This window comes from Lactobacillus iners (assembly GCF_011058775.1).
Taxonomy (GTDB): Bacteria; Bacillota; Bacilli; order Lactobacillales; family Lactobacillaceae; genus Lactobacillus; species Lactobacillus iners.
Map to the genome: position 1 here is coordinate 665,011 of NZ_CP049230.1, position 15,822 is coordinate 680,832.

The 15,822-nt window shown below is 32.1% G+C and carries 16 protein-coding genes and 3 pseudogenes; 6 read left to right on the forward strand and 13 right to left on the reverse strand.

All coding sequences use genetic code 11. From position 1 onward, the window contains the following. Nucleotides 1-12 precede the first annotated feature (12 nt). From mvaD to fni, 3 genes are read left to right on the forward strand one after another with little or no spacing between them, the layout of a single operon-like run. Entirely contained in the window at nt 13-990 is a 978-nt protein-coding gene (gene mvaD / locus G6Z82_RS03340; protein ID WP_006736622.1) for a diphosphomevalonate decarboxylase, read from the forward strand. An 11-nt stretch (nt 991-1,001) separates the two neighbouring features. Beyond that, a complete protein-coding gene (locus tag G6Z82_RS03345) occupies nt 1,002-2,075 on the forward strand; it encodes a phosphomevalonate kinase (protein ID WP_006729935.1) in 1,074 nt (357 codons plus the stop codon). Between the two features lie 12 nt (nt 2,076-2,087). Next, entirely contained in the window at nt 2,088-3,113 is a 1,026-nt protein-coding gene (fni, locus tag G6Z82_RS03350) for a type 2 isopentenyl-diphosphate Delta-isomerase (RefSeq protein WP_006735704.1), read from the forward strand. Nucleotides 3,114-3,147: 34 nt separating this feature from the next. On the opposite strand, the gene G6Z82_RS03355 is transcribed toward fni, so the two are convergent. Genes G6Z82_RS03355 through G6Z82_RS03365 form a run of 3 tightly spaced genes read right to left on the reverse strand, consistent with a single transcriptional unit; the run spans nt 3,148 to nt 6,270 of the window. Beyond that, the gene (locus G6Z82_RS03355; RefSeq protein ID WP_164785797.1) at nt 3,148-4,557 is read right to left on the reverse strand and encodes an RsmB/NOP family class I SAM-dependent RNA methyltransferase; all 1,410 of its coding nucleotides are present in this window, start codon (nt 4,555-4,557) and stop codon (nt 3,148-3,150) included. Next, nucleotides 4,557-5,537 (reverse strand): hypothetical protein, encoded by a 981-nt coding sequence (locus G6Z82_RS03360; protein WP_164785798.1) that lies wholly within the window; start codon nt 5,535-5,537, stop codon nt 4,557-4,559. The genes G6Z82_RS03355 and G6Z82_RS03360 overlap by 1 nt, the downstream gene beginning before the upstream one ends. Beyond that, nucleotides 5,524-6,270: an SAM-dependent methyltransferase gene (locus G6Z82_RS03365; protein WP_164785799.1), complete on the reverse strand. Its 747-nt coding sequence runs from the start codon at nt 6,268-6,270 to the stop codon at nt 5,524-5,526. The genes G6Z82_RS03360 and G6Z82_RS03365 overlap by 14 nt, the downstream gene beginning before the upstream one ends. 87 nt (nt 6,271-6,357) lie before the next feature. Between G6Z82_RS03365 and lepB the strand changes: the two genes are divergently transcribed. Then, nucleotides 6,358-6,960, forward strand: a complete 603-nt coding sequence (gene lepB / locus G6Z82_RS03370) for a signal peptidase I (RefSeq protein WP_006730758.1) — start codon at nt 6,358-6,360, stop codon at nt 6,958-6,960. A 15-nt stretch (nt 6,961-6,975) separates the two neighbouring features. Next, a complete protein-coding gene (locus tag G6Z82_RS03375; protein ID WP_006732263.1) occupies nt 6,976-7,161 on the forward strand; it encodes an LBP_cg2779 family protein in 186 nt (61 codons plus the stop codon). A gap of 102 nt (nt 7,162-7,263) precedes the next feature. On the opposite strand, the gene G6Z82_RS03380 is transcribed toward G6Z82_RS03375, so the two are convergent. From G6Z82_RS03380 to G6Z82_RS03430, 10 genes and pseudogenes are all read right to left on the reverse strand, one after another. After that, nucleotides 7,264-7,737 carry a hypothetical protein gene (locus G6Z82_RS03380; RefSeq protein ID WP_164785800.1) on the reverse strand — a complete coding sequence of 158 codons (474 nt, stop codon included), beginning with the start codon at nt 7,735-7,737 and terminating at the stop codon, nt 7,264-7,266. 300 nt (nt 7,738-8,037) lie between these two features. Next, nucleotides 8,038-8,577: a DUF6609 family protein gene (locus G6Z82_RS03385; RefSeq protein WP_164785801.1), complete on the reverse strand. Its 540-nt coding sequence runs from the start codon at nt 8,575-8,577 to the stop codon at nt 8,038-8,040. Between the two features lie 80 nt (nt 8,578-8,657). Next, a pseudogene (locus tag G6Z82_RS03390) lies at nt 8,658-10,324 on the reverse strand (VirD4-like conjugal transfer protein, CD1115 family). Continuing rightward, nucleotides 10,321-10,805, reverse strand: a pseudogene (locus G6Z82_RS03395) (PcfB family protein). Before G6Z82_RS03395 ends, G6Z82_RS03390 begins: the two co-directional pseudogenes overlap by 4 nt. Then, nucleotides 10,805-11,786, reverse strand: a pseudogene (locus tag G6Z82_RS06580) (DUF6017 domain-containing protein). Before G6Z82_RS06580 ends, G6Z82_RS03395 begins: the two co-directional pseudogenes overlap by 1 nt. 73 nt (nt 11,787-11,859) lie before the next feature. Next, the gene (locus G6Z82_RS03410) at nt 11,860-12,129 is read right to left on the reverse strand and encodes a CD1845 family protein (RefSeq protein WP_035512125.1); all 270 of its coding nucleotides are present in this window, start codon (nt 12,127-12,129) and stop codon (nt 11,860-11,862) included. A 23-nt stretch (nt 12,130-12,152) separates the two neighbouring features. Beyond that, nucleotides 12,153-13,004, reverse strand: coding sequence for a KilA-N domain-containing protein (locus G6Z82_RS03415; RefSeq protein WP_164785802.1), 852 nt, complete (start codon nt 13,002-13,004; stop codon nt 12,153-12,155). 59 nt (nt 13,005-13,063) lie between these two features. Then, nucleotides 13,064-14,209 carry a site-specific DNA-methyltransferase gene (locus G6Z82_RS03420; protein ID WP_164785803.1) on the reverse strand — a complete coding sequence of 382 codons (1,146 nt, stop codon included), beginning with the start codon at nt 14,207-14,209 and terminating at the stop codon, nt 13,064-13,066. Between the two features lie 24 nt (nt 14,210-14,233). Next, nucleotides 14,234-14,383, reverse strand: a complete 150-nt coding sequence (locus G6Z82_RS03425) for a hypothetical protein (protein WP_006732575.1) — start codon at nt 14,381-14,383, stop codon at nt 14,234-14,236. 213 nt (nt 14,384-14,596) lie between these two features. Then, a complete protein-coding gene (locus tag G6Z82_RS03430; RefSeq protein WP_164785804.1) occupies nt 14,597-15,310 on the reverse strand; it encodes a M48 family metallopeptidase in 714 nt (237 codons plus the stop codon). A 215-nt stretch (nt 15,311-15,525) separates the two neighbouring features. Between G6Z82_RS03430 and G6Z82_RS03435 the strand changes: the two genes are divergently transcribed. Then, nucleotides 15,526-15,807 (forward strand): type II toxin-antitoxin system RelB/DinJ family antitoxin, encoded by a 282-nt coding sequence (locus G6Z82_RS03435; protein WP_164785805.1) that lies wholly within the window; start codon nt 15,526-15,528, stop codon nt 15,805-15,807. Nucleotides 15,808-15,822 lie beyond the last annotated feature (15 nt).

The following is a 15,822-nucleotide window of genomic DNA, read 5'->3' on the forward strand; positions in this document are numbered from 1 at the left end:
AGGATATTTTATATGAAAATAATTGCACGTGCTCATACTAATATTGCCTTAATTAAGTACTGGGGCAAAGCTGATAGTTCATTAAAGATCCCTTTGATGTCAAGTATATCTATGACACTAGATGCTTTTTATACAGAAACTGAATTTACACATAATGTTGATTTAGCAAACGATATGGTCATTATGAATGGAAAAGCAGTTAATGACCAAGCCAGTTACAGAATTATTAATTATGTTAAAAAATTACAGGATATATATGGTTTCAACGATCATTTTTGTATAAAAACTGAAAATCATGTTCCTACTGCCGCTGGATTAGCATCTTCAGCATCTGGTTTTGCTGCATTAGCAACTAGTTTTGCTGCTAGCTATAACTTGAATCTGAATCGGCAGGAATTATCACGTATTGCAAGACTTGGGTCCGGTTCTGCTACTAGATCTATTTTTGGTGGTTTTGTTGAATGGCAAAAAGGTTATGATGATCAAACTTCATTTGCTTTTCCAATAAATGAACATCCTCAAATGGATCTTACGATGTTAGCAATCGAATTAGACGTAAGTCCAAAAGAAATTTCTTCTACTTGTGGGATGAAAATAGCCCAGACCTCCCCTTTTTATCAGACTTGGCTAAATCGCAATAAACAAGAAATTTCTGAAATGGAATCAGCTATCAAAAATAATAATTTTACACGTTTAGGTGAACTTAGTGAGTTATCTGCCAACGAAATGCATAGCTTAAATTTAACCGCTATGCCAAGTTTTTCATATTTTCAACCTACAACTATTACCATCATGAATTTAGTTCGCAATTTAAGAAAGAATGGCATAGAATGCTACTACACTATAGATGCTGGACCTAATGTAAAAATATTATGTCAAGATAAAAGTGTAGAAGATATTTGTAAAGCTATTCATAATACCTTAGATAGTGTTAAAATAATAAAGTCAAAATTTGGACCAGGTGTTCAAATAATTAATTGTGATGATTAGAGGAATTATTATTGATTACAGAAAAAGCTCCTGGAAAATTGTATATTGCAGGTGAATATGCAGTATTAGAGCAACATTGTCCCGCTATTTTAGTTGCATTAAATGAATTTGTAACAGTTTCTATTAATAAAAGCCAGGGTTCGACGGGAGTGATCCACTCAAAACAGTATTCTCAAAATTGCATTTATTGGTCTCGTCGTGGTAATAAGATGATTATCAATAATCGAGATAATCCTTTCGAATACATTTTATCTGCTATTAAATTTACTGAAATGTATTGTTTAGAAAAAGGTATTACATTAGCCATTTATGATTTGCACATCAATTCTGAATTAGATTCTCCTGACGGAAAAAAATTTGGATTGGGTTCTTCTGCAGCAGTAACCGTAGCAACTGTAAAGGCAATTTTGCACTTTTATGGGATAGAGTTAGATAAATCTCTGATATTTAAACTTTCTGCTATTGCACATTATACTGTTCAAGGAAATGGATCTGCTGGAGATATTGCTGCCAGTGTTTATGGTGGTTGGTTAGCATATCAAACATTTGATAAGCAGTGGCTTAAAGACGAACTAAAAAATAATAAGCTTAGCAAGATAGTTAAAGAACAATGGCCTGGTTTGGATATCAAGCTCTTAACTCCACCTAAAGAATTGAAGCTTTTAATCGGTTGGAGTAAACAGCCAGCTTCTACAGCTCAATTAGTTGATCAAACTAATGCCAAGAAAAAATTTATTAAGGAAAAATATAACCAATTTCTTAATGATTCAAGGATTTGTGTTTCTGAGATGATTGCTGCCTTTAATGCAGGCGATATTAAAACTATTCAAGAACATATCAGAGAAAATCGTAAGATTTTAGCTAACTTTGCTAGGATGAATAATATTTCAATTGAAATCCCTAAACTTACCACTTTAATTGAAATTGCAGAAAAATATAATGGAGCAGCTAAAACGTCAGGAGCTGGTAATGGCGACTGCGGTATTGTTATTGCAGATAGCTCTACGAATATCAGCAAATTAAAAGAAATGTGGATTCTTAATGATATTAAGCCCTTAGATTTTGTAATTCATTCTATCAAGTGAGGTAATAACTATATGTCACAGCGTTCACAAAGAAAGAAAGATCATATTGATTTAGCAAATAAATATTATCTACCCCATCCTGATGCCGATTTTTCTGGTATTAATCTTATACGCCCTGCCCTGCCAGAAAGCAAAATATCTTCTGATTCGATTCAAACTAATTTTTTCCATAAGATTGCTAGTGCACCATTCTTTATTGAAGCCATGACTGGCGGCAGTGATGAAAGTTATGAAATCAATCGTCGGCTAGCATTCTGTGCTAAAAAGGAAAATATTGCGATGGCTTTAGGTTCTGCTAGCATTTTAGAAAAAGAACCTGAGCAATTAAAAAGTTTTGTGATAGCTAGAGAGATAAATCCAACTGGGATTCTTTTAGCGAATATTAATCCTTTAACTAAACCAAAAGTAGCCGACCAGATAGTTAAAGAATTACAAGCTGATGCATTGCAAATTCATTTGAATGCAGTGCAAGAAGCGGCTATGACAGAAGGAGATCGTGATTTTCACTGGCTAGATAATATTCTAGAAATCCAGCAGCTTGTTAATGTGCCGTTAATCATTAAGGAAGTTGGCATGGGTTTAGATCCCTTTAGTGTCAAAAAATTAGCCAAACTAGGAATCAATTATTTTGATGTTGGTGGTATGGGTGGTACAAATTTTGTACATATAGAAAATCAACGGACTGCTAATAAAGATAATTTGTTTTTAGATGATCTAGGCTTATCGACAGTAAAATCCCTGTTGAGTAACCTTCAGGAAATATCTCATGTAAATTTTATTGCTTCGGGTGGTATCAATAGTAGCATTAATATTTTCAAGAGTTTGGTTTTAGGTGCCAAGTATGTTGGAATTGCTAACCATTTTCTACATTTATCTATGCAAGATAAAAATGGTACCGCACTTATTAGCGAAATCCAAAAGTTAAAATACCAATTAATTATCTTAATGGCATTATTTGGGATAAATAAATTAGACGATGTAAAAAAAGTTAAATATTATTTATCACTGGAACTAACTAATTTTTTAAATCAAATATAAAAAGTTTGTACTTATATAAAAGTACAAACTTTTTTTATCTGCGTAGCCCTTTCGGGTAATAATTCTTTAAAATACTATCTTTTCCAATTTTGCCAAAACTAAAAATATGGTGTTCAAATGCAACTAATACGTAACCATACGTAATGGGATGCTCAACTTGCAAAGTTTCACCATGCAAATACTTTTTAAAATCAGATTCATTCGTGATATTATATACGTTATTTTGCTTAACTTGAGCTAAAATATAAACTAATTGATGAGACGGCTCAAATCTATTTTTCTTCAATATACCCAATTCAATCCCATTGCTGATAACGTGAAGTGACTTTAATTTCTCATCAGAAAGTGCTGGTATCACTATATGATTATTCTTGTTGATTGCTCTACCTAACTGTTTACTTAAATAAAGTGGCAAATTAAATTGATGCAAAATATCATTAATCAATTTAAACTCATCTTTACTAATTACTTGGATCCGATCTTTGATATTAGATCGTATCTTTTTGCTTGGTAGTGTTATCATATCTAAATTGGAATCAGTACATTGAGGGACATCTTTTTTCAAAAGAGCAGCAAATTGACCTTCACCGATTTTATCCTGTAACCAAAACCGAGCCGCTTTTTTTATGTCATTAAATTTTTCAATTGTCCATTCTGGATGACCATCAGAAATCCCTTGGCTCTTAGGTATAGTTTGTATTTTTAGCTTTTTTTCCTTCATCAGCCAGGATACAATTTGTTCATCTTCTTCAGGTGAATATGTACAAGTTGAATATACCAATTTACCATTATTTTTAAGCATATCTACTGCACAATTAAGAATATTTTGTTGGCGAGCTTGACAAGTTAAGACATATTCTTGTGACCAATATTTAATAGCATCATCACTTTTTCTAAACATCCCCTCACCTGAACATGGGGCATCGACAATGATAGTATCAAATAAATTTTTGAACTTTTTCACTAGTCTTTCTGGTGATTCATTAGTAATAATAACATTACTTGTTCCCCACTTTTCCAAATTTTCTCTCAATTCTTTTGCCCGCTTGCTTGATATTTCATTTGCTACGAGTACACCTTCATTTTTTAGCTTGCTAGCAATAATTGTAGACTTGCCTCCAGGTGCTGCACATAAATCTAAAACATATTCTCCGGGCTTAATATCAGCTATGGTAGCAGGATACATCGCAGATGGATCTTGTGAATACACATAACCACCAATCCATTCACTATCATTTCCGCTTATTTCGCCATAATAGCCATTATCTATATAGGGAATTTTATGATCTAAATTGTATTTAACATTAGTATAATCATACTTTATCGGATTTAGTCTGAACCCTTTTTTAGGATTTTCTTGATAAGCCAACATTAATTCTGAAGCATGTTTTTCACCTACAAGGTGGGTAAATTTATCAATAAATTCTGTTGGAATTTTATACATTATTGTCTCCTTTTTGGGCGAAAAAATATTATACCGTCGTATATAGCAGATTGAATAATAAATATGAATATAAATAATTTTAATACTGCACTTGAATTACTATAAAACCAAACCATAGGAACGATGAAGTAGATTATACATATCATGATAAAATTGATTATATTAAATTGTAAGATATTCACTATCATTGAATGCTTACCTTTTTTCATTGCTAGATCTCGTCTATTAACATTACAATTATAGGCAATCATAGCACTTATTCCCCAGATAAAGAGTATACAAATAATTCCAAACACTAATTTTTTTGTAGGATTTATTCTATGTTTTAAGTTATATGTTTGAGCAAAATTTACCCATATGGCTTTTGCTTTTAAAAAGTGTCCTACTTTTTTGGCCTGCTTTTTATTCAAGCCATCAATAATAATTTTGTAATTATTTAAGTTATTATTACCGGTTTGTTGCTGGATACCAGTAGTTAAATAATATGCAGATTGTTGTATCTCACTTTGATCATTGGCTTTTAATTGTCCAATAATTGAAATGTATTGCCCTTCATATTTTAAGTAACGATTATTCTGCGACGTCACAATATTTGCCACTGGTGTATGTGCCGAAATAACTGCAAATGTTACATTACCTTTAAATTCTGCTTTATTAAAATATCTAGCATTATCACCTATTACAGGTTGTCCTTTGATATTATAGTTTGCCCAAACCAAGATTTCATCGACATCATATTTTGATTTGAATTGTACTTGGAGTTTGCTCGACTTACAATTCTTGTCTAAATATTGTAAAAGCTTGCGGATTTTTAATTTTAATTTTGGCCGATAGACACAATAAGATGAACTAAGACCATTATTAGTTAAAATTATATCGGCATTTTGTGATTGCTTGATCGATATAGTAAATGCAAGTCCTACAAATGCTAAAAATATTGTTACGATTAATAAAAATTTTTTCATGTTATTTAATTTCAAAAAACCTCTCATCAATAAAGTCAAATGACGAAATAGTATGATTGATACTATTTAATTCGCAGCTTTTCTTAAATTTAGCAGATTTCCAAAATCTAGCTGTATTGGTAGCACAATTCTTTTCCCCTAAAAATAGCAACTTAGGTTTTTTACCCTGAATTGTATTATAAGCTTCTATAATATCCATATCAGCCGAGCCAAAATTAGGAGCCCAGCAACAAATTATTATATCAACATCCCTATATTTATGTATAGCATCAACAGCAGATAATTTTTTGACTGGAAAGAATAATAAATCACCAGTACATGATCCCTTAGCCCACTCCAAATTATCCGTAGCAATTGCTTTTACTCCCAATTTACTAAATGTAGCCGACCAATAAGCATTACCAGCCATAATCTCTAAAATACTATGAACATTATATTTATCAACAATTTCTTTGGCTGTATTTAAATTTGCTAATGACCAGACGCCATATTTTCTGGAAATATAGCTCCGAAAGTTATTTAATAATTGATTAACTAGTTCTAATTTTTGATAATCTATTGCACTAAGTTTTTCTTTATAAAAATCCATCACATCAGGTTCAATTCCCAACATATTAGGTGCACTAGGTAGAGGTATTTTAGCATCAAGACACTTAATAATAAATTTTATTTCTAGCACCTGTTCATCAACAAACGGTAAATGCAGTTCTTCAACTAAAGATATCATTTTATTTAAATAGCTAGTCATTTTTATTTTCTCCATAGTTAGATTTTAACATTCAATTGCCTAAAAAAAAGTTATAATATATATATTAACTTAGTTAGGAGTCATTTAATGAATAATTATCAAGCAAAGCACGCCTCAAACAATCAAAAAGAAGAGCCAAAGGCAGTTCCTTTTTACAAAAGTTGTTTACAAGTTATCTTTTTATCAGTCATTTTTTTAGGATGTTATTACCTGTTATTTACATTTGTATTAGCAAATGAATCAGTATCTGGTCTCTCTATGCAACCAACTTTTGAAAATAATGATAGATTAATCGCTGTAAGACATACGAATTTACAACGTGGTGATGTAGTTATTTTGAAAGCACCAGATAATCCTGGAGCATTTTATATTAAAAGAATTATTGGGATGCCTGGTGATACTGTCTCATCCAAAAATGATATCACTTATATCAATGGTAAACCATTACGTGAAAAATATTTAGATGAATATAAAAATTCATTACCTAAAGGTCAATTGTATACTAACAATTTTAGCCTTAAGAAGCTGTTTAATGTCTCACGAGTACCTAAAAATTCATATTTTGTTATGGGAGATCATAGAAATATATCTAAAGATTCTAGAATTATCGGATTTATTAAGAAAAAGGATATCGTTGGGGAAGTTAAATTACGTTATTTCCCTATCAACAAAATACAAATATTCAAATAAGTGAGGTGGATATTAATGCTTAACCAAAATATAGCAGATCTTATTATCAATTATGAGTTGCAGCATAATTTAACAGATAATACTTTAGCCTTTAAAAGTCACATATCAGTTGAAAAAATCCATCAATTGAAAACTACTGGCAATAATAACATATCAGACGATGATATGAATCGTATTTTACAATATATCGAAAAGAATTAAAAAATAAAAATCCTACCAGATGCACATGCATAGGTAGGATTTTTTGTATGCGGTTGTTATTATTTAATATGTAAAAATGTATGTGTAGTGCACTTCTACATATTAAAATTTCTCAGATAGCGGTTTCCAACTATCATCTGCCATATCTTCAGCAAATACAGTATTGTTAATATAAAGCTCATCATCTTTATCTCGTACAAAGCCCCAGTTAAGATTTTTAGCTTGTGCGTACTTCTTAAAGGCATTGAATTTGTTTTCAATCTGTATATCTATATTTTTATCTTGTCCATGAGCTTCCCCACCCTTAGTTTCAATAACCCAGATGCTGCCATCTTTCTTTTTGACAATATAGTCAGCATAAAAGAGCCATTGATGTTGCAATCCATCAATATAGACAATAGAGAAATATTGTTTACCTGTATCTCCATTTTTATAAATCCATTCAATATCATCCTTTGCTTCGCAATATTTCTCAAAGAGCATCTCAGATGTTGAACGAATAATACTTGTCGCATATCCTGATGTATACTCACGATAAGCATTGGTTAGATATTCTACTTCATTTTTTACACCCATTAAAAAAGCGACTGAAAAGTTAACTCCAATCGCCAAGTATTTGTATATTTAGTTGTCTTTTAGGTAGGGCTTCTTATCCTTATCATCTTTTCTCCTTTACTTTCTGTAACATATTTAAGGGAACTATCATTTTGTCGTGTATATATTAGTGAGAGGCATTTGAAATACTAGTTAGCTTCTCTACGAGTTTTTCCTATTTATTGATCGCAATATAAATTGAAAATAGGCATGAAAAAAGACGATAGATTTTTGATTTTTCTATCGTCTTTGTGTTTTGTATTTAATTAGACAAATTTAAATTTATTGCTTTGTCACTTTTGAAAAAAATAATAAATAAACTCCAAATATAAATTTAATTATTGCATCAATATAGACAAATAATACCAAAGAAACATCAGAAAAAATATATCCCATGATAATATTAATGGTACACATAATTCCTAATAAAATCATTGATTTTCCATGTACAAAATAGAATGGGAAAAAATGCAATGCTGTGGCTAATAATGCTCCCAACCATATCAATCTCCAATTCTCAGTAGCAAAAAATGGACCACCTAAAAATATCATTAATATAAAAAGTAATATTATTGAGTATTGAGAAACCTTATTTTGAAATTTAGTCGATGATCCAGTAGATAGTTTTTTCAGTAAGTTTTTATTCATATTAATTGAAAAAAAGGAAACTATATAACCTATGCTAAACACTTGCATATTTATTATTTGTTGTCCGCCTATTATGGTAGCAACTACGATAACAATGGCAACCGCAATTAACCATAACCCACAAGATTTTTTATAATTAAATTCTAACTTTTCATTTTTTTCATATCCTAACATTCGCTAAAAACCTCTCTAGATTCTAATTTACTCTATTAAATCAAATATCCCCATACCAAGTAAAGCTATAACAAAAAATATTACAATCTTGTAATTACTGTATTTCTATTAAGCTTAACCTTGCCTTTTCTCTTGATATAGTCTTCAATATCAAACACATTCTTTTTATCATAATCTTCAAGTAGCTTGTAATTCTTGTGCTTTGTAATATCAAACTTATCTGATAAGAACGGTCTTACACCTCTTAACTGAAAAATACACTTACTACCATCCATAACCGTTATTTCATCTTGGCTCATAAGTTCCTTACCAGTTTTTTGATAATTTAATCCAAAAGATTTCTGGTTGGATCTTGTTTCTGATGTGTTATATAGGTCTATGGTTTCTTTGCCTAAGGTTTCTGATAACTCTTTTACTGTTGTTTTTTCTTTTCCTCCTAGAAAGAGTGTAGAGTCGCAGTTACCGACTATTGTATTTGCATGGTCTTTATAAATTGCTTTTAATTGAGATTGTGCTTGCAGTATTATGCTTGCTGATATTTCTCTTGAACGGATTGTTGCAATTAGCTTCTCAAACTTTGGAATTAAACCGATATTCGCAAACTCGTCAAGTAAGCACCTTACATGAACAGGTAATCTTCCTCCATATTCAACATCTTCCTTATCGCAAAGTAGATTAAATAGCTGTGAGTACATAATAGATATAACAAAGTTAAAGGTGTCATCTGTATCAGATATAATAACAAACAGTGCTGTCTTTCTATCTCTAAGTGTATCAAGTTCAAGTTCATCTTCTTTCATCAAGTCCCTAAGCTCTTGAATATCAAAAGGTGCAAGCCTTGCACCACATGATACAAGAATAGACTTTGCTGTTTTTCCAGCAGCAAGTTTGTACTTCTTATATTGCTTGACTGCAAAGTTCTTTTCTTCTCTTGGAGCTTCATAGAAGATATATCCAATAAGAGCTGTATAGTAAAGTTTTTCGGCTTTGACCCAAAAATCTTCGCCTGCTTTTTCACCCTCTCCCTTGGTGTTAGCAATGATTGTTTGCACTAATTTTAGTATATCTTTTTCACTTCTGAGATAGGCAAATGGATTGTATTTCATGATCTTTTTGAAGTTGATGGCATTTAAGATTTTTATCTCATATCCATTATCCTCAAGCATCTTCCCACACTCAATGACTATTGTTCCTTTAGGATCTGTAACACAATATGAAGAGTGCATTTGCATTAGGTTCGGCTTTACATAAAATCTCGTTTTTCCTGAACCAGAACCACCTATAACAAGTACATTTTTGTTTCTTGCATACTTTGGATTTGCCGATCTTCCATTCATTGTTAATCGCTCAGTTTGAGTAAGCAAGATATTATTTGGGAATTTCTCATCTACATAAGGCTGAATATCTTTGCAGTTCCCCACCGTGCTGAGCCATACTCTTTCCCATGTCTAAACTTTTTAGCATTTTTACTTTTGGTATAAACAACAAACTTAATTAAAGCTACTACTCCCACGCCCATTAAAATATCAGTTGGATGAATACTTGGCAGTAAGCTCATGGTATTAAGCTCTAATATTCCCTGAAAGATTTTGTCTATCACATCGCCACCAGTATATGCTCTTACATGGTGAGCAAAAATATTACCAACATAGAAAAATGCAAGATAGGGAATGTTCCGCTTGAAAAACTTTGCCTTATCTTGCACCTTAAATAAGCCTTTGATGTCCTTTAGTATCTTATCTATCATAGGCTCTGCTCCTTTTGTTTATTCTTGACTTTGTCTTTAGAAATAGTATTCTTTGCCAACTCTTTAAATTTTTCTATGTTCTTGTGAATTGACTCCTTATTTTTCTCTTTCTTATCAATATTTGAAAGCACATTTTGAAAAGCTTTATTCATAACCTTTATATCTTTTGCTTGGAAGAATACTGAATGTGTCCCTCTTTCCTTATCTTTCATCACTGAGAATTTAACACCATGTTTATTCAATTCTTTTTTTAGTTCTTTTAATTCACTATCTTTAACATTGATTTCTTCAAGCTGACCTTTCTTAACCCTATCTTTGAGTTTGACCTCATTCCCTCAGCCTTGATAAGTTTATCTAAGCCACCATGTTGTTTTGATCTCTGTTGCAACTTCTTTACTTGACTCAATATTTCTTGATATGTTGCTTTTAAGACATTAACTTCAATATTAACTACTCTATTAGAAATTTCTTCATTTATCATCAGTAACCTCCTTCCCTCATATCATAACTAACAAGTGCTGTATAATAGGTATCCATATTGCTTGGTGCATTATATGCTGCCGTTAAAATAAATGCTCTTACATTTCTTATTTTTGATTCATTCTCTGATAAAGCATTTACAAGATACTCCATATGCGAAGAATATAGTTCTCTAAATCGCTCTTGAACAACATTTGCTGGTAATTTTGTTTGATTTATTGTTACAGTATCTTCTACATTTAATAGCATAACATCAGCTAAAACTTTAATTATTTCATCAAAGGTTTTAGCAATAATCTTATTACCTAGCTTCATGTGTTCGTTATACCCTGTACTTTCTCTTAATTCTTATAGACAAGATTTATATGATTTTATTTTTTTGCATCCTTCCTCCATTCCGTCCCTTAAATAAAACAGATCTCTTTCACAGATGGGTAGGTGGGAGGAATTCTCTGTAGAAATATATGAAGTAATCTTTGATGAATTATTTGTAGTAATCTCTGGTAATGGTGGTTCATGCAAGTTACCATAATGCACTGGTTGATTTTCATCAAATGCATCAGTGCTAAATACCTCATTGCATTGGTTGATTTTGTCCTCTTCTAATACTTTTCTTTCTCTTGTTTTCTTTGATTTAGTTCAAGATAAAGTTCTTCTAATTTATTTTCATTTATTGTGTACCACTTCGTTTTATCTCTAGGATCTTTATTATAGTTTCAACTAAAAGATAGCCCGCTTTTTCAATCTTAGAAAAAGTTCGTTTAACTGTATCAACACTTAAATAATCGAAATCTTTTTCTTGCCATGCTCTTATTGAGTTATATGTCCAATACTTGCCATCATGATAATTGTTGCCAGACTTCTTGTTTATTTCAATCCAGTAATTTATTTGTTGAAGCACAAGAGCTTCATTTAAGCCTAATTCTCTGGCTAACGCCTTATTTGCTAGTATAGGCTGTTCATCAAACAAATACATACTCATACTATCGCCTCCTTTCTCTTAAATTTAGGCATAGAAAAAGACGATAGATTTATATTCCATCGTCTTATATCTCTTATATTTCCCTTAATGTATCTTTCCCTACTTCAAGGTATGCTGTAATCCACAGTGCAATTTTAGGTAGTCCATAAGGACTGATTAAGAAAGCTAGTAGTAATGCTACCATTCCAGTTACCATATCATTTTGTATAAAGCATGCTACTGCTCCGATAAACACTAGAAAAGATATTATACATAAAATCATTCCACTAACTTTTATAATAAATTTTAGAAAAGCAATTAGTATCGACAAGAGCAATATTATTGGAAATAAGATAATTTTCAATGCTCATCTCATAACATAGCTCTCTATTTCTTTGACTTATCTTCTAAGCTCTTAATACCTGTATTGTTCAACTTTTCAATTGACATAAGTTGAGTTCTGGCAAGCTTTCTTAGTTCTATCATTCTTTCTTTTTGTTCCATACCTTTACCAATAAGAACCGCATTATAGCTTTCCATATTTGCAAGTACAAGTAACTCATTAAGACTTGCATAGTCTCTCATATTACCCTTTAAGTCAGGATTTTCTTCACGCCACTGTTTTGCTCTTTTGTTAAATAAAGCAACATTGAGCATATCGGCTTCACTTGCATACTTATAAGATAACTGTTCTTTGGTAAGATCCTTTAAGAGATATTCTTTGATTGCATCCGTATGAATTTTATAATTAAGCTTTGAAATCTCCCTATTCAGATTCCATCCCAGTGACATCCTTGAATTTTCATCTGACTTAAGTCTCTTATAGTCTTGAATAATATATAACTTAAATTCTGGTGAAATCCATGAAGCGAATTCCATTGCTATATCATAATGTGCATATGTCCCACCATATCTTCCAGACTTTGAAATTATGCCAATAGCATTTGTAGAATCAATCCATTTTTGTGGTGTCATTGTAAATCTATTAAGTCCTGCCTCATTTCTAAACGTGTCGAATTGCACACGGTTAAAATTTTCATTGTTCAGAACTTCCCATAGTCCGATAAATTCCAACGTATTTCTGTTTCTCATCCAGTTCTGAATAACAAACCTCGGATCATCAGTATTTTTATACTTAGCTATATCTGTTAGACTTATATAGTCGTTTTTAAAGTCTTCAGTATAAATTTGAATAGCAACACCTTTTGCTTCAATCGTGTCTTTTTTTGCCTTAGACATGTGAGTTCCTCCTTTATGCTGATGTACTGTTTACAACATTTATTTTCGTAATAACTGCTCTAAACAGCACACCAACGATTCATTTTTTTGATTTTAAACTTTGGTAGAAGCTCTAAAACCCTTATATTTACTTGACTATTTGCCTGTGTCATTATTATGACACGAAATCCGACGAAAAAGTCGAAGACGGTGGCAGAATTATCTTGCGTATAAGATAAAATATGCTTGATATAGTCAATTGATTTAGGAAAATCAATTGCTATGTTTTCTCTTTTAAGCCATTTAGTGGTGGCTTGCGAATCAAAAAAGAGTGTTGATTTCGGAACCTGCATAGGATAGTCATGTAAATATCGTTTTATGCGAGGTATTACCGTTTCATCCTTTCCAAAATTAATTCCATCCTTTTTAACGAGCTCTTGCAGAGTGGCTTCACTATAACGCCAGCCACCACTTGGTTTCACACACGGTTTTCCCGTAATTGGGTGGAGGATTTCTGTATCAAAGTTACCATTTTTAACACCACCAGGTTCAAAAGTGCCATACACTCCATGCTGGTCTACATATGTGTAATGGTCAAAATCATAAAAACATGGATACTTTACCAACTGCAATAATTCATTATGTATTTTCTCAGGAGAAAGGTTCATGTTAAGTAATGTTTTTGCTCGTCTTTCAAATTCGTCGATTTGATTTTTCTTAACAAGCCATCCTTTTTTAACTCCTGAAATATTTTTGGCATAGCATAGTAAATACTCATGGTTTACTGCTATATAGTTAGAATTGTTTTTTGATGAGTTAGATGCATCTATGCTTTCTGCAATGAAATTGTCTGCTCCAAAAACACTGTCACATAACAATTTTAACTGTGCTTGCTCATGATCGTCAATAGAAATGAAGATAACACCCTCCTCAGAAAGCAATAGCTTTGCTATCTCTAATCGTTCACTCATAAAAGAGAGCCACTTAGAGTGTGAATAACCATCTGTTTTATCTACAAATGAATCATCATAAATAAAGTCCTTATTGCCCGTGTTATAAGGTGGATCAATATAGATTACATCAATCTTTCCCGCATGTGTTTTCTCAAGTAACTTCAAACTATGCAGGTTGTCACCTTCCAGTAGAAAGTTATAAGAGTTTTCATCCTTTGCTTTAATTTCACGTTCTTTTACTTCAGTGAACACAGGTATATTGTCTTGCATCATACGGTCAACTTTTTCTTCGTGTTTTTACCAAACAAGACCGTATTTCTTTGAGTTGAGTTCATTCTCAATCTCATCCAGAGCAATAAGAGTTTCATCATCGTCCTTATGCTCTTCTTTTATTTTCTTTAAAAACGCTATCATTCGCTTACGCTTTTCTTGTGATAGATTCACCATACTTATCATCCTCCGCTATAAAGTCCATAATATCATTGAGCGTGCAGTGTAAAGCCTTACAGAACCTTCCACCTTTTCTAGCAAATATTGATCTATGCGTAATTTCATAACAATTTTTCTAGTGTATATTATCATTATTTAGTGCATATATCAATAATTAAAAATCCTACAGATGCACATGCACAAGGTAGGATTTTTTGTATGCGGTTGTTATTATTTTAAGTAATCCAGAGGCATCTTTTCTAATGTCTTCTTGGCTTCTTTCCATGTAGGATAATATTTGCCAACAAGAGCGTGAAACTTATGCGTATGATTTGCTTCCAGCAAATGAACCATTTCATGCACCAAGACATATTCAATACATTCAATTGGCTTTTTGGCAAGCTGAAGATTGATCCATATGCGTTTTTTATCAATGTTGCACGTACCCCACCTTGTTCTCATGTTCTTGACGCGATACTCATTGGCACTAAGATTCATGCGTTTTTCGACAATTGGAATCAAACTTTGCATGACTCTTTTTAACTCGCTACGATACCATTCATTAAATACTTTTTCTTTATTCTCAGTACTTGCTCCTTTAGGAACTGAAAATAATATCTTATGCGGCATTTTTTCAATACTGTATTTTTTAGTGCCAACTGCCACATCAAGGCGGTATGGCTTGCCCCATAAATAATGACCCTCGCCTGAAATAAATTCTCGTTTGGTTTGTCTTGACTGTGAACGCATTCTTGCTCGGACTGCATTGATTTCAGGTAGTTTTTTTAGCACAAATAAGCTGATGTCATCATCAGGATAAAGTAGCGGTGCACTTATCGTAACATTGCCTTTTGGCGGATTTATTCTAATATAGAGATTTTTTAGAGTTGATTTTTTAGTTATCTGCACCTCAATACCACCAATCAACGCCGTTCTACTGATCATATTCCTTTTGCCTTTCCATAATGCTAAAGATGTCGTCTACTTCTTTATAAATCTTATCTTTGTCATACCCATATTGCAATAGATTGTCGTATATAGCATGTTTCACTTTTTCGTATTTCGTCAGGATAATTGCTTTTTTCAGGGTGCAATACATCATTTTGGCTTCATTTGTTTCACTTTTGAACTACAATATAAGTAGTAGGAGGTGCAAAATTATGGCTAAAACTGCAAACATTAATGTTCGTATTGAACCTGAAGTTAAACAACAAGCTGAAGATCTTTTTGGTAGCTTTGGTATCTCTGTAACAGATGCCATCAATATTTTCTTGCGTACATCTATTATGGAAGGTGGTTTCCCTTTCACGATCAGGAAACCAAGATTTAATGCTGAAACATTAGCAATGCAAGAAGCACGTGACATCATGTCCGGTAAGATTCAAGCAAAATCCTATAAAACTACAGATGAGTTTATTCAAGCACTCAATGCAGAGGATTAGGTTATATGTTTCAAC